Below are 13,701 nucleotides of genomic sequence, written 5' to 3' on the forward strand. Positions count from 1 at the left end.
CACCCGTCTCGCAAAGAGGGCGTGTTCCGGGGGTGTCTTGCCGATCAGGGCCGGATCAGGCCGCGGCGTCTGGTGCGGTGCATCGCAAGGCGCCGGAATGCCCTCATCGCGGAGCGATCAGGGTGTTTCGGCAACGCGGCGAGGTGCCGTGCCAGACGCCGCGGACCCGGCCATGATCGGCAAGGCACCCCCGGGGACGTACTTGTCGTAAAGGGGCGTGCTTCTCCGGGGACGGGGACTACATTCGGACAGGACGAGTGGGACAGGGACGCACAGGTCCGACGGCGGAGGGCTGGGGGGCAGATGGCCGAAAACGCACCACCCCGCTGGGACCGCAGGATGCAGCAGCGGCTGTCGCGCGGCGAGGCCGCCGCCCTCGGCGAGATGTACGACCGGTTCGCCGCCCTCGTCCACAGCCAGGCCAACCGGATGCTGGACGACGAGGACGCCGCCGGCGCGGTCACCCGCGAGGTCTTCGGCCACGTCTGGGAGAACCCGGACCTGTACGACCCGAAGCTGGGCTCCATGCGGGCCTGGCTGGCCTTCCTCACGCACCGCGAGTCCGTGCGGCGGCTGCGCGACGCGGCGGACGCCGCCGAGGACCCCGGCGATCCGGACGCCTTGGACGAGCGGGTCCGCCGGGCCACCGCCGCGGCCCGGGCCGACTACATCGTCGCCTCGATGCCCGCGCCGCTGCGGGCCGCCCTGGAGCTGGCGTACGTACAGCGCCGCGACTACCGGCAGACCGCGGCGGACCTCGGCGTCACGGAGGACGAGGCGCGGCGCCGGCTGCGGCTCGGGCTCCAGCTGCTGTCCACCGCCCGGACCCGCCCGGTGGAGGGCGCCCCGCCGCCCGGATACGGGAGGGCGCTGTGAGCGGCGGCGCGGGCGGCGACCGGGACGAGGAGGGCCGCGACGAGGTGCGCGGCGCCCGGCGCATACCGGGGCCCAGGCCCGCCGCGGACGACTTCGGCGACCTGGGGCGCGTGACGCCGCCCGAGCCGGCGCCCGTACGACCGGAAGCGGAACGCGTACCGCACCCCGCCGCGCCCGCCCCGGTCCTCCCCCACCGCGTGCTTCAGGCCCTCCTGGGGGCCTGGGCGCTCTCCGCGTGCTCCGCCGAGGAGACCGAGGCCGTCGAGGCGCACCTGACCGGGTGCGCGCCCTGTGCCGACGAGGCGCTGCGGTTGCGGGACGCGGTCGGGCTGCTGCACACCGACCGGAGCCTGGATCTCGATCCGCTGCTGCGGTCCCGGGTGCTGGAGAGCTGCCTGAGCCGGCGCCCCGCGAAGATCCCGGTGCCGGACTGGGCCGCCCCGTACGACGCCGAGACGGCGCGGCTCGACGCGCTGCTGCGGGACATCGACGCCGCCGAGTGGCACGCCCCGGTGCGGCTGAAGTGGTTCGAGGACGAGCGGCAGGCGGGCCGCCGGACCACGGTCGCCGGGGTGATCGGGCACCTGATGAGCGTGGACGGCCTGGTGGGCGCCGCCCTCGGCCTGGACGACCCGCTCCCCGGCGCCCCGCTCACCCCGACCGCGCGGACCGAGGCGTACTGGGCGTCCGCCCGGCGCCCGCCCACCCGCGCGGTCCGTGAGCCGTGGCGCGAGCAGAGCCACACGCTGATCAGGACGGTGTCGTTCGCGCGGCCCGGGGCCTCGGAGCTGTCCGTGCCCTACGGGGAGTTCTCGCTGCCGTTGCAGGACGCGATGCTCGACCGGGCCTTCGAGTGCTGGGTGCACGCGCGGGACATCGCGAAGGCGGTGGACTACCCGTACGAGCCGCCGTCCGCCGGGCATCTGCACCGGATGATCGACCTGGCGGTCCGGATGCTGCCGGGGGCGCTGGCCCTGCGGCGCCGGGCGGGGCTCGCGGGGCCGGCCAGGCGGCTGGTGTCGGCCGGGTCCCCGGGGCGCTCGCTGCACCTGGAGATCGAGGGCTCGGGCGGCGGCGACTGGTACATCGCGCTGGACTCCCCGGCCGCGCGCGGGTCCGCCGAGCACGTGGTGGCGCAGGTCGCGCTGGAGGGCGTGGAGTTCTGCCGGCTGGTGGCGGGGCACGTACCGCCCGTGGAGGCGGCGGCCGGGCAGCGCGGGGACCGCGAGGCGATCAGCGACGTGCTGTCCGCGGCCGCCTCGCTCAGCAGGCTGTAGCCCGCCCCCGTACGGCGCTCAGTCGAAGACGACCGTGCGGCGGCCGTTGAGCAGGATGCGGTGTTCCGCGTGCCACTTCACCGCGCGGGCCAGCGCCTGGCACTCCACGTCCCGGCCGATGGCGACCAGCTGGTCCGGGGTCACGTTGTGGCCGACGCGCTCGACCTCCTGCTCGATGATCGGGCCCTCGTCCAGGTCGGCGGTGACGTAGTGGGCGGTGGCACCGATGAGCTTCACGCCGCGCGCGTGCGCCTGGTGGTACGGCTTGGCGCCCTTGAAGCTCGGCAGGAACGAGTGGTGGATGTTGATGATCCGGCCGCTGAGCTGCTTGCACAGGTCGTCCGAGAGGACCTGCATGTAGCGGGCCAGGACGACCAGCTCGACGTTCTCCTCGCGGACCAGGTCCAGCAGCTCCGCCTCGGCCCGCGCCTTGTTGTCGCGGGTCACCGGGAGGTGCCGGAAGGGCACGTCGTACGAGGCGACGAGCTCGGCGAAGTCCGGGTGGTTGGAGACGACGGCGGCGATCTCCACCGGCAGGGCACCGATCCGGGACCGGAAGAGCAGGTCGTTGAGGCAGTGGCCGAACTTGCTGACCATGAGCACGATCCGCATGCGCTCCGAGGCGCGGTGGATCTGCCAGTCCATGGCGAAGGAGTCGCTGATCGCGGCGAAGCCGGCCCGCAGCTTGTCGACGGTGACCGGGGTGCCCGCCGAGAAGTGGACGCGCATGAAGAACAGACCGGTGTCGTGGTCCCCGAACTGCTGGCTGTCCTCGATGTTGCAGCCGGTCATAAAGAGGTAGCTCGACACGGCGTGCACGATGCCCTGTTTGTCGGGGCAGGACAGCGTGAGGACGTACTGGTCGGGGGCAGGCTGCGGCGCGGTCATCCCCGTAGCGTGCCACACCGGCCGTGTATCAGGCGGACCTGGTCATGATGCGGAGGACGTCCAGGGAACGCGGCGGTGTGTCCGGGTCCTCGCCGTCGTTGGCGGAGAGCAGCACGTGCGCCTCGCGGGCGGCCGCGACGGCCTCCGGCCAGCCGGGGTGCTCCAGATAGACGGAGACGTGGGCGTCCGCTCCGACCTGGTGCAGGATGCGCAGCACCCGGAGTACGGCGGCGTCCACGAGGGCCGCCTCGGCGGCGTCCCGGAAGATCGTGCCGACGTACTTCTCGGCGGACCAGTTGTCGAGCCAGGTGTCCTCGACCAGGCGGTACACGGCGTCGGTGACGTCGCCGTATCCCTCCCGGCCGGCCAGCCAGCAGTCGCGGTGGAAGACGGGGTCGGAGAGCATGTGCAGCGCCGAGCGCACGTTGCTGCGCCAGCGCCACCACGGAAGGTCGTTGAGCGGCATGCCGCCCATGGTGGAGGAGTGACGGCCGCGACGGGAAGAGTTCTCGGAACCTTGCTGCACGGTTGTCGATCGTACGTTCCCTTTTCGGTGCCCTTGACCGGCCCCTGGCGTTCACGGTGACGTCACCGGCCGTTGACGGCGTCACACCACGGCGTTACCCGGGGCGGGGAAAGGTCTCGGTCCATGACCGGACGGCGACGCCCCCTTCCCTCCCGCCCCTTCGGACCGCTCACCGGTGCGGTGACGGCCGGGGCCCTGGTGCTGTCCGGCTGCGGCGCGCTCCCTGGGGGTTCGGGGGACTCCAGGGAGCCCGTCACCGTCGTGACCTGGGCGCCGGGCGGCGCCTCGGCGCCGGACGCCGCGAACATGGCCGGGATGACCGCCATGGCCAAGGCGTACGGGCGCTGGATCAACGCGCACGGCGGGATCGACGGGCACGAGCTGCGCGTCGTCACCTGTGACGAACAGGACGCCTGGACCGGGGCCGGGAACTGCGCCCGCAAGGCCGTCGAGGAGAAGGCGGTCGCGGTCGTCGGCTCGTACAGCCGCCACGGGCGGGCGTTCATGGCCCCGCTGGAGGTCGCCGGGATTCCGTACATCGGCGGTTACGGGGCCTCCGAGGAGGAGTTCCGCAGCTATGCGTCCTACCCGGTGACCGGCGGCCAGTCCGCGCTGCTCGCCGGGACCGCCGAGCAGCTGTCGCACGACTGCGACCGGGTCTCCCTGGTGCGCCCGGACACGCTGGCCGGGGACAGCCAGGCATGGCTGCTGCGCACCGGCCTCAAGGGGGCCGGGCGGCCCGCGCCGCTCGACATACCGGCCGCCGAGGGCGCCACCTCGTACGAAGCGGAAGCGGAACGCGCGCTCTCCGGGGCGGGCACCACCGGCGGATGCGTGACGTCCGTGCTGGGCGACCGCACGGAGACCTTCTTCGACTCGTTCCGGCGGCTGGAACCGGAAGGCACCGCGGTGCGCGTGGCCTCCGTGCTCGGCAGTGTGGGGCAGCCGCTCATCGACCGCACCGGCGGCCGGAACAGCCCGTTCGAGGGGGCGTACGTCACCGGCTGGTACCCGCCCCCGGGCGACGCCAGGTGGAACCCGATGCGGAAGGTGATCCGCGCGTACGCCTTCGGCGACAACCGGATCGACCCGGACGACACGGGCGTGCAGACCACGTGGATCGCGTACACCGCGCTGAAGTCGGTCATCGAGTCGATGCACGAGTCCGGGATCACCGCGGCGAAGCTCACCCGGGCCCTCGGCCAGGGCGCCCGCGCCGGCACCGGGGGCCTCACGCCCGTGCTGCGCTGGCGCTACGAGGACATGATCGGCTCGCGGTCGTACCCGCGCGTCGTCAACAGCGAGGTGACGTTCCAGGTGGTGCGCGACGGGCGGCTGGTCGCCGCGCGGAAGGACTTCGTGGACGTCACGGAGACCATGGCCGAGGCCAGCGCGACCCGCTGAACCGGCGCGGGCGCACCGGTGCGGCGGGTTCCGCTCAGAGCGCGGTCGACTGGCGCTTCGTCAGGCCGTACTTCTCGGCGATCTTGTTCCACAGCGTGGCGGCCTGCCGCTTCGCGTTGCTGGCCTCGCCGCTCTTCACGGTCGCCTGCTGGGTGTGCGAGGTGGTCTTCGCGTGGCCGTGCTTGCAGACCTTCTTGCTCTTGGCCTGCACCGCCCAGGCGGCGTAGTGGTCGTCGGCGGACGCGGACGCCTGCCACGCCGTGGTGAGCGCGGCGGTCAGCCGGTCGTGGTCCGGCAGTTTGTCGACGGAGAGCGCCTGGAGCCGGGTGACCAGGTCGCGGCGCTGCTTGGCGGCGCCCTTGAGGTCGGAGACGGCCGTGTCCAGGTCGGTGCAGGACTTGGTCTTCTCGACCGCCCCGATCACCGCGGCGCGGCTGTTGTTGCTGTCCGCGAGGAGCTTGTCCAACTCCTCGGCCTGCGGCTTCGCCGGGTCGGCGGCGGGCTGCTCCTTCTCCTTGGACGGCTCACCGGCGGCCGGTGAACTCGCGGACGCCACCGGCTGCTTGGCGTCCTTGTCGTCCTCGTCGCCGCCGCTCATCAGCGCACCGGCGCCGAGCCCGATCACCGCGCAGCCGACGACGACGGCGGCGATCAGCGGCACCGCGCCGGACTTCTTGCGCCGCCCGCCGCCGCCCTCGTCCAACCCGGGCCCGTCCTGGGGACCGCTGTACGGGGGCGGCTGCTGGAAGCCCTGCTGCGGCGGCGGACCCGCCTGGTACGGCTGCTGCTGCGGCGGGCCCTGCTGGTACGGGGGCGGCTGCTGGGCCGGGTCGAACCGGGGCATCTGCTGCGTCGCGCCCTCGGGCGCGTCGCTGCGGAAGAGGTTGTCGAACTCGGCGGGGGGCTGCCGCTCGCCGGGCGTCCCGGGCCGGATGCCGTACGGCGCGCCGCCGGGCACCGGGGGTATGTACTGCGTCGCCTCGGCGTCCCCGCCGCCCTGGGGGGCGTGGCCCAGGAACTGCGTGGACTCCGCGGGGTTCTCCGGCGGCAGCCCGCCGGGGACGGGCGCGATGTACTGCGTGGCGTCGGCGTCCCCGCCCGGAGCCGCCCCGGGCCCGGCCTCGGGCGGCAGCGGCTGCGCGTACGGCTGGGGCTGCTGGTGGTGCGCGGGCGGCAGGGGCGCGGCGCCCTGGCCATACGCGTCCTGTCCGTACCCGCCCTGCTGGTGGCCGCCCTGCTGCCCGTACGGGCCCGGCTGCTGCGGGTACGACTGCTGGGGCTGCTGCCCGTACGCGTCCTGCCCGCCGCCGTGCTGCGGACCGCCGTGCTGCGGACCCCACGCCTGTCCCCACGGCTGGCCGCCGTCCGGGGCCGCCTGGTCCGCCGCTCTCCCCGGCGTCCAGGGCTCTCCGCCGTCCGAGGGCAGCACGACACCCTCGTGCGCGGGTCGTACAGCAGGGTGCTGCTGCTCGTCGCCCTGTCCGCTCTGTGTCACCGGGACTCCTACGTGCGTGTCAACTATGGAATCGTCGGCTCACGCTATCGGGTGCCGGCCGCGGTGTGCCAAGTGCCCGCGATCCGCAGCAGGCCCGTGACACACGGTGTAACACCGCGGCCTCTTAAGACGCAGTTAAGGGTCCGCCCACCCCCGCTCACGCCGCCTGCAGTTCGAGCCGGGCGCCGAACTCCCGTACCGCGGGCTCGTCCCCGTACGGCAGGAGGCGCTGCTGAAGATCCTCCAGATACTCCGCGCCCCGGGTCGAGCGCACCGTGCCGAGGAGCTCCATCGCCCGGGTCCCCGTGTGGCACGCCTGCTCGACCTCCCGCAGCTGCACCTGGGCCGTGGCCAGCAGCGCGAGGCCGATGCCCCGGCGCCGGGCGCGGGACTCCGGGTGGCCGTCCAGGGACTCCTTCGCCCGGCGCGCGGCGGCCTCCGCCTGCCCCAGGTCCCGGTGGCAGTGCGCGAGTTCGTCCGCGAGGTAGGCGTGGTCGAAGTGGGCGATCCAGTCGGGATCGTCCCCGCTGTCCGGCTCGGCCCGTTCCAGGGCGGCCTCGGCCCGGCCCGCGATCTCCAGGCAGGTGCGCGCGTCGCCGAGCAGGGCGTGGCCGCGCGCCTCCGCCGCGTAGAACATCGCCTCCGCGCGCGGGGTGACCCGGCCGCGCGCGCCCTCCTGCGCGGCCCGCGCCAGCTGGGCGATCTCGCGCGGGTTGCCGAGCTCGGCCGCGAGGTGGCTCATCGAGGCGGCCAGCACATAGCCGCCGTAGGCGCGGTCGCCCGCCGCCTGCGCGAGGCGCAGGGCCTGGATGTAGTAGCGCTGGGCCAGGCCCGGCTGGCCGGTGTCGATGGCCATGTACCCGGCGAGTTCGGTGAGCCGGGAGACCGCCGCGAAGAGCTGACGGCCCGTCGATTCGCGGTACGCCCCCGAAAGGAGCCCGGAGACCACGCTGTTGAGGTAGTGCACGAGGACCGGGCGGACATGGCCGCTGCCGAAGCGGTGGTCGAGGTCGACCAGCGCGGCCGTCGTCGCCCGCACCGCCTCGACGTCCGGCATCCCGACCCGGGACCCGGCGGCCCGGGCGACGTGGGGGTCGGCTCCGGTGATCAGCCAGTCGCGGCTGGGCTCCACGAGCGCGGACGAGGCGACCGCCGAGCCGGTGAGGAAGTCGCGGCGGCCGACGTCGCTGCGCCAGAGCTCGCAGACCTGCTCGATCGCCCCGATCACCGTCGGCGCGAACTGGAGGCCGACGCCCGAGGCGAGGTTCTTGCCGTTGGCCATCCCGATCTCATCGATCGTGACCGTACGGCCGAGCTTGCGGCCCAGCGCCTCGGCGATGGTGCCCGGCGCCCGGCCGCGTGGCTGCTGGCCGCGCAGCCAGCGGGCCACGGAGGTCTTGTCGTAGCGGAGGTCGAGGCCGCGTTCGGCACCGACCATGTTGACCCGGCGGGCCAGGCCCGCGTTGGAGCATCCGGCTTCCTGGATGAGCGCCTGGAGCCGTTCGTTCGGCTGACGTGCGACGAGTGGCCTGGCTGCCATGTGTATCCCCCTGAGGCCGCAGTGATAGGTGGCGGGATCACTGCCCGGCATATGTCCGAGAAATGCGCCCATTCATCGGGTTGGTCACTTTCTGCGCGACTTACCTCATTCGTCACGGCCGGTCACTAAAATGCCGCGCCGGACCGGACCGGCCGGACGTCCCGTAGCCAGCTACCCGCCCAGGGCCCGTGCCTCTCCCACGCGCCCCCGCCCGTGCACCCGTGCGCCCCGTGTGCGGAACCGCGCGACGGGCGGCCGTAACTCTTCGTGAAGCCCGTAGTTGAGCTGGACGTGGAAGAGCCCATCGGAGTCATGGAAGCGGCGCAGGTCCCCCGGCAGCGCGTGGAGCAGCTGCTCGACGCCGCCGTGCGGTACACGGAGGAGCGGCACTGGGACGTGTGCCCGGGCACCTGGCTGGAGCCGTCCGGCGCCGGCCGGAGGTGCTCGTGCGGCGAGGAGGCGTGCGCCGCGCCCGGCGCCCACCCCGCCGGGGACGGCTGGGCGGACGGCGCCACCGGCAGCGGCGCGGCGGCCCGCCGGCTGTGGAGCCGGCGGCCGGGGGCGGCGGTGCTGCTGCCCACCGGGCGCGCGTTCGACGCCGTCGACGTACCGGAGTCGGCCGGCTTCCTGGCGCTCGCCCGGATGGAGCGGATGAGCCTGCCGCTGGGCCCGGTCACCCGCACCCCGGACCGCCGCATGCAGTTCTTCGTCCTGCCCGGGGCCGCCGCGAAGGCGGACGACCTGGTCCGCCGGGCCGGGTGGAACGCCGCGTCGATCGGCCTGCGCGGCGTCGGCGCGGGCGGTTACGTCGTCGCGCCCCCGACCCGGGTCGGCGGGGCGGGCGCGGTGCAGTGGGCCCGCACCCCCACGACCGCCAACCGCTGGCTGCCCGAGGTCGAGGAGCTGATCGGCCCGCTCGCGTACGCCTGCGGACGCGCGAAGGCCGACGCGCGCCAGACGCGCCTTTCGTAAGGTGGTCCCCGCGTACGTACGGGGACTTCGAAAGGCGTGCAGATGCCGGACCGGATGCAACACGACGGAACAGACCTGCCGCGGGCGACACCGCCCGCGGTGCGCGTCCAGGGGCTGTGGAAGCGGTTCGGTGAGCAGACCGCGGTCGCCGGCATCGATCTGGAGCTGCCCGCGGGCAAGTTCATCGGCCTGGTGGGGCCCAACGGGGCGGGGAAGACCACCACGCTCTCGATGGTCACCGGTCTGCTCCGGCCCGACCAGGGGCGGATCGAGATCGGCGGGCGCGACGTCTGGGGCGACCCGGTCGAGGTGAAGTCCCGGATCGGGGTCCTGCCCGAGGGCCTGCGCCTCTTCGAGCGGCTGTCCGGTCGCGAACTCCTCGCCTACACCGGCCGGTTGCGCGGGCTGCCCGGCCAGGAGGTGGACAGCAGGGCCACCCAGCTGCTGGACGTGCTGGACCTGGCGGGCTCGCAGCACAAGCTGGTCATCGACTACTCGACCGGGATGCGCAAGAAGATCGGGCTCGCCGCCGCCCTGCTGCACAACCCCGAAGTGCTCTTCCTGGACGAGCCGTTCGAGGGCGTCGACCCCGTCTCGGCGCAGACCATCCGCAAGGTCCTGGAGCGCTATACGCGTTCGGGGGCGACCGTCGTCTTCTCCAGCCATGTGATGGAGCTGGTCGAGTCGCTGTGCGACTGGGTGGCCGTCATGGCGGCGGGCACCATCCGCGCCCAGGGCCCCCTGGCCGAGGTGCGCGGCGAGGCGTCCTCCCTCCAGAACACGTTCCTGGAGCTCGTCGGCGCGGGCGACCGGGACGCCGGCGCCACCCTGGACTGGCTGGGCGGCGACCGATGAGCGTGCTCGACGCCCCTGCGGGCACCGGACCCCGGACCGGGGCCACGACGGGTGCCCCGGCGCTGATCCCCGTATTCGCCCGGCTCAAGCTGGCCCTGCTCCGCAACGGGCTGCGCCAGTCCTCCGGGCGGAAGGCCGTCTACCTGATCTCGGTCGTGGGCGCCCTGCTGGCCGCGGCCGTGCTGACGCTGGGGCTCGTCCTGCTGCGCGGCCACGACCACGCGGCCTCGCTCGTGGTGCTCCTCGCCGGGGTCCTGGCCCTCGGCTGGGCGGTGATGCCGCTGTTCTTCGCGGCGGGCGACGAGACCCTGGACCCGACCCGGCTGGTGATGCTGCCGCTGCGGCCCCGGCCGCTGATCGTCGCGCTGCTGGTCTCCTCGCTGATCGGGCTCGGCCCGCTGTTCACGCTGTGCCTGGCGGCCGGATCGGCGGCGGCGCTGGCCGAGGGGGCGGGCGCGGTGGTCTTCGCGGTGCTCGCCGTGCCGCTGACCCTGCTGGTCTGTGTGGCGCTGGCCCGTGCGGTGGCCGCCGCCAACACCCGGCTGCTGACCTCCCGCAAGGGCCGGGACCTGGCCGTCCTCAGCGGCCTGCTGATCGCGGTGGGCATCCAGGTCGTCAACTTCGGCGCCCAGCGCCTGGGCCGGAGCGGCGGGCTCGCCCCGCTCGATCCGGCGGCGGACGTGGTGCGCTGGCTGCCGCCCGCCTCGGCCGTGGGGTCCGTGGACTCCGCCGCCGAGGGGGCGTACGGGCGTGCCGTCGTCCAGCTGCTGATCGCGGCGGCCGCGCTGGTGGTGCTGCTGTGGCTGTGGCAGCGCAGCCTGACGAAGCTGATGACCGCGCCGGACGGTTCCACGACCGCCGCCCCCGGGCCGGACCGCGAGAAGTCCGGCCGGATCGGCGCGGGCCTGTGGGCGCTGCTCCCCGAGGACCGCACCGGCACGGTGATGCAGCGGTCCCTGCGGTACGTGGCACGGGACCCGAAGACCAAGGCCGCCTGGGTGACCGCGCTGGCGATCGGGCTGATCGTCCCGCTGATCAACGCCCTCCAGGGCCAGGGCACGGTGTACTTCGCCTGCTTCGCCGCCGGGATGCTCGGCATGCAGATGTACAACCAGTTCGGGCAGGACACCTCCGCGTTCTGGATGGTCGCCCAGACGATCTCCTCGGCCCGGGACGCGTACCTCGAACTGCGCGCCCGGGCGCTGGCGCTGCTGCTGATCACCCTTCCGTACACGGTGCTCGTGGCGGTGGTGACGGCGGCGCTGCTCGGCGACTGGAAGCTGCTGCCGGGGGTGATCGGCCTGTCGTTCGCGCTGCTGGGCGCGATGCTGGCGACGGGCGCGGTGGCCTCGGCGAGCTTCCCGTACTCGATTCCGCAGGAGGGGGCCTTCAAGAACGTGGCGCCGGGGCAGGCCGGGCTCGCCTGGATCTCCATCCTCGGCGGCATGGTCGCGGCGGCCGTGCTGAGCGCCCCGGTGATCGCCCTGACGATCACCCTGCACGTCACGGACCGCACGGACTGGCTGTGGCTGCTGCTCCCGGCCGGGGCGGTGTACGGGGCACTGATCGCCTGGGGCGGTCTGCGCCTGGCGGCCCCGCGCATGGCCCTGCGGCTGCCGGAGATCCTGACGGCGGTCAGCAAGGGCTGAAAGCCTGCGGGCTTACGGGGATACGGGCTCGCGGTCGTCCCGCGCGTCCTCGGAGAGCTGTTCGAGGAAGGGTTCGACCGCGGCGCGCCAGCCCTCCGGCTGGTCGAAGTGCACCAGGTGGCCGGCGTCGGCCACCTCCGCGTACTGACCGCGCGGCAGGACCCGGACCATCTCCTGGGCCTCCGCCCGGCCCAGCTCGCCGTCCAGGCCGCGCAGCACCAGCGTCGGGCATCTGACCTGGGCCAGCTCCTCCCAGTGCGCGTCGAACACCCAGGTGGCGCGGGACTCCAGCATCTGGCGGCGGGAGAACACGGGCCACCAGCCGCCGTCCCGCTCGGCCATCACCTCGGCGTAGAACGCGCCCCGGGCCGGGCTGGGACGCTCCACCCAGGGGTCCTCCTCGCCGAACCACCGCCGCACGGCGTCGGGCGTGGCGAAGGGGAGCGGCCAGCTCCCGAACCAGTCCTCCCACTCGCGCTGCGAGGCCGCGCCGAGCGCGGAGGCGCGCATGTCGCAGACGACGAGCGCGCGGACCAGGTCGGGGCGCTTGGCGGCGAGCTGCCAGGCGGTGAGCGCGCCCATGGAGTGGCCGACGAGGGTGACGGGGGCGAGCCCGAGCTGTTCGATGACCGCCTCGGCGTCCGCCACGTAGGCGTCGCGGGTGTAGGGGCCGTCGGCCGGTTTCCCGCTGTCGCCGTGGCCGCGCTGGTCGAGGCCGACCGGCCGGTGCCGTTCGGCGAGCCAGTCCGCGGTGGGCGCCCAGTGCGAGGCCCGGCCCATCAGGCCGTGCAGCAGTAAGACGGCGGGGGCGGGGGCGTCGTCCGCGCCCGCCCGGGGCGGGTCGGCGAACTCCCAGGCCGCGAGGCGTACGCCGTCCGATCCGGTCACTTCGATGCGTCGCGCCATAGCTTCTGGCACCCCCTTCTCTCCCTGAGACACCGGGTGGGTCACCGGCTGGGTCACCGGGTGGTCGTACCGGCCAGACTATCGAACCTTTATTCGAAAACCGGGATCCGCCGGCCAACACCGCTCGTTCGAGTGACTGCTTCCCAGGATTGACGACGGCAGCTGCGGGGAGATTTTCTGCGGGAGGCGGGCCACTCGGGGATGAGGGCTCGCGGGACCGACCTTGAGAGCTCGGGGCTCCAGGTCGGGCACAGGGAGGGACAGGCCCCGGCGCCTCGCGGCGCCGGGGCCATCCGCTTGTCTGCGTACGACGGGTGCATCGCGGCTCCCCTCCCAGCGGCAGGGGCGGCGGCCGACACGCTCAGCCACCCCTCCGCCACAGCCTGGCACGGTCCGCGCCGGAGCGCTGCGGTTCCGGACGGAAAAAGACAACCGGACGGAAAAAGAGAAACCGGGCACCGGCGGCCGCCGGTGCCCGGTCTCCCGGAAAGCGGGTCTACCTCTTCGCCACGAAGACGTGCGAGGCGACCTCGGTGTCGAGCTCCGCCGCCTCGCCGCTGCTGCCGACCAGCACTCCGCCGGGCGACTGCGTCACGCTGACCACGGAGCCGGGCTGCACGCCCGCCCGCCGCAGCGTGTACATCAGCTGGGCGTCCGTCTGGATCGGCTCCCCGATCCGGCGGACCACCACCGTCTTGCCGTCGCTGCCCGGGTCGAGATCGGACAGGCTGACCATGCCCTCGTCGAGGAACGGGTCGGCCTCGGCGCTCTCGCCCAGCTCCTCCAGGCCCGGGATCGGATTCCCGTACGGCGACTCCGTCGGGTGCCGCAGCAGCTCCAGCACCCGGCGCTCGACCGCCTCGCTCATCACGTGCTCCCACCGGCACGCCTCGGCGTGGACCTGCTCCCACTCCAGGCCGATCACGTCGACCAGCAGACACTCGGCCAGCCGGTGCTTCCGCATGACGCGGGTCGCCAGGCGGCGGCCCTCCTCCGTCAGCTCCAGATGGCGGTCGCCCGCGACCTGGACCAGGCCGTCGCGCTCCATCCGCGCCACGGTCTGGCTGACGGTCGGACCACTCTGGTCCAGCCGTTCCGCGATCCGGGCGCGCATGGGGACCACGCCTTCCTCTTCGAGTTCGAGGATGGTGCGGAGATACATCTCCGTGGTGTCGATCAGTCCGGACATTCGTGCCCCTCGATGCAATCGTGCGCTGGCCCTGCACCAATTCTGACGCATCGCGCGCGGAACCGTGCCCCGCCGTCGTCGCCGGGGCCGTGCGGTATTGACAGGTCACTGGTCCAGACCGCAA

The 13,701-nt window shown here is 73.6% G+C and carries 12 protein-coding genes; 6 read left to right on the forward strand and 6 right to left on the reverse strand.

Features of this window, described 5'->3' with window-relative positions; translation table 11 throughout:
• Positions 1 to 303: 303 nt before the first annotated feature.
• Entirely contained in the window at positions 304 to 876 is a 573-nt protein-coding gene (locus tag OG867_RS13115; protein ID WP_406285239.1) for an RNA polymerase sigma factor, read from the forward strand.
• Positions 873 to 2,153 carry a zf-HC2 domain-containing protein gene (locus OG867_RS13120; RefSeq protein ID WP_406285241.1) on the forward strand — a complete coding sequence of 427 codons (1,281 nt, stop codon included), beginning with the start codon at positions 873 to 875 and terminating at the stop codon, positions 2,151 to 2,153. Before OG867_RS13115 ends, OG867_RS13120 begins: the two co-directional genes overlap by 4 nt.
• An 18-nt stretch (positions 2,154 to 2,171) precedes the next feature.
• Here OG867_RS13120 and purU read toward each other — a convergent pair whose 3' ends face one another.
• Together purU and OG867_RS13130 are read right to left on the reverse strand one after the other, a co-directional pair.
• Positions 2,172 to 3,041: a formyltetrahydrofolate deformylase gene (gene purU, locus OG867_RS13125; protein WP_406285243.1), complete on the reverse strand. Its 870-nt coding sequence runs from the start codon at positions 3,039 to 3,041 to the stop codon at positions 2,172 to 2,174.
• A gap of 28 nt (positions 3,042 to 3,069) precedes the next feature.
• Positions 3,070 to 3,516 (reverse strand): SCO4402 family protein, encoded by a 447-nt coding sequence (locus tag OG867_RS13130; RefSeq protein WP_328904413.1) that lies wholly within the window; start codon positions 3,514 to 3,516, stop codon positions 3,070 to 3,072.
• 174 nt (positions 3,517 to 3,690) lie between these two features.
• Here OG867_RS13130 and OG867_RS13135 point away from each other — a divergent pair, with 174 nt between their 5' ends.
• Positions 3,691 to 4,971, forward strand: a complete 1,281-nt coding sequence (locus tag OG867_RS13135; protein WP_406285245.1) for an ABC transporter substrate-binding protein — start codon at positions 3,691 to 3,693, stop codon at positions 4,969 to 4,971.
• A 34-nt stretch (positions 4,972 to 5,005) separates the two neighbouring features.
• On the opposite strand, the gene OG867_RS13140 is transcribed toward OG867_RS13135, so the two are convergent.
• Positions 5,006 to 6,400 carry a hypothetical protein gene (locus tag OG867_RS13140; RefSeq protein ID WP_406290931.1) on the reverse strand — a complete coding sequence of 465 codons (1,395 nt, stop codon included), beginning with the start codon at positions 6,398 to 6,400 and terminating at the stop codon, positions 5,006 to 5,008.
• Positions 6,401 to 6,623: 223 nt separating this feature from the next.
• Positions 6,624 to 8,006 (reverse strand): transcriptional regulator, encoded by a 1,383-nt coding sequence (locus tag OG867_RS13145; RefSeq protein WP_406285247.1) that lies wholly within the window; start codon positions 8,004 to 8,006, stop codon positions 6,624 to 6,626.
• 312 nt (positions 8,007 to 8,318) lie between these two features.
• Between OG867_RS13145 and OG867_RS13150 the strand changes: the two genes are divergently transcribed.
• The 3 genes from OG867_RS13150 to OG867_RS13160 are packed head-to-tail and all read left to right on the forward strand — an operon-like array spanning position 8,319 to position 11,482.
• Complete coding sequence (locus tag OG867_RS13150) at positions 8,319 to 8,978, forward strand: bifunctional DNA primase/polymerase (RefSeq protein WP_406290934.1); 660 nt, start codon at positions 8,319 to 8,321, stop codon at positions 8,976 to 8,978.
• 42 nt (positions 8,979 to 9,020) lie between these two features.
• On the forward strand, positions 9,021 to 9,833 hold the full coding sequence (locus OG867_RS13155) for an ABC transporter ATP-binding protein (RefSeq protein WP_406285249.1): 813 nt from the start codon (positions 9,021 to 9,023) through the stop codon (positions 9,831 to 9,833).
• Positions 9,830 to 11,482, forward strand: a complete 1,653-nt coding sequence (locus OG867_RS13160; RefSeq protein ID WP_406285251.1) for a transporter — start codon at positions 9,830 to 9,832, stop codon at positions 11,480 to 11,482. Before OG867_RS13155 ends, OG867_RS13160 begins: the two co-directional genes overlap by 4 nt.
• 12 nt (positions 11,483 to 11,494) lie before the next feature.
• On the opposite strand, the gene OG867_RS13165 is transcribed toward OG867_RS13160, so the two are convergent.
• A complete protein-coding gene (locus OG867_RS13165; RefSeq protein WP_406285253.1) occupies positions 11,495 to 12,388 on the reverse strand; it encodes an alpha/beta fold hydrolase in 894 nt (297 codons plus the stop codon).
• A 496-nt stretch (positions 12,389 to 12,884) separates the two neighbouring features.
• Entirely contained in the window at positions 12,885 to 13,577 is a 693-nt protein-coding gene (locus OG867_RS13170) for a metal-dependent transcriptional regulator (RefSeq protein ID WP_406285255.1), read from the reverse strand.
• Positions 13,578 to 13,701 lie beyond the last annotated feature (124 nt).

The organism is Streptomyces sp. NBC_00209, assembly GCF_045206345.1.
Lineage (GTDB): Bacteria > Actinomycetota > Actinomycetes > Streptomycetales > Streptomycetaceae > Streptomyces.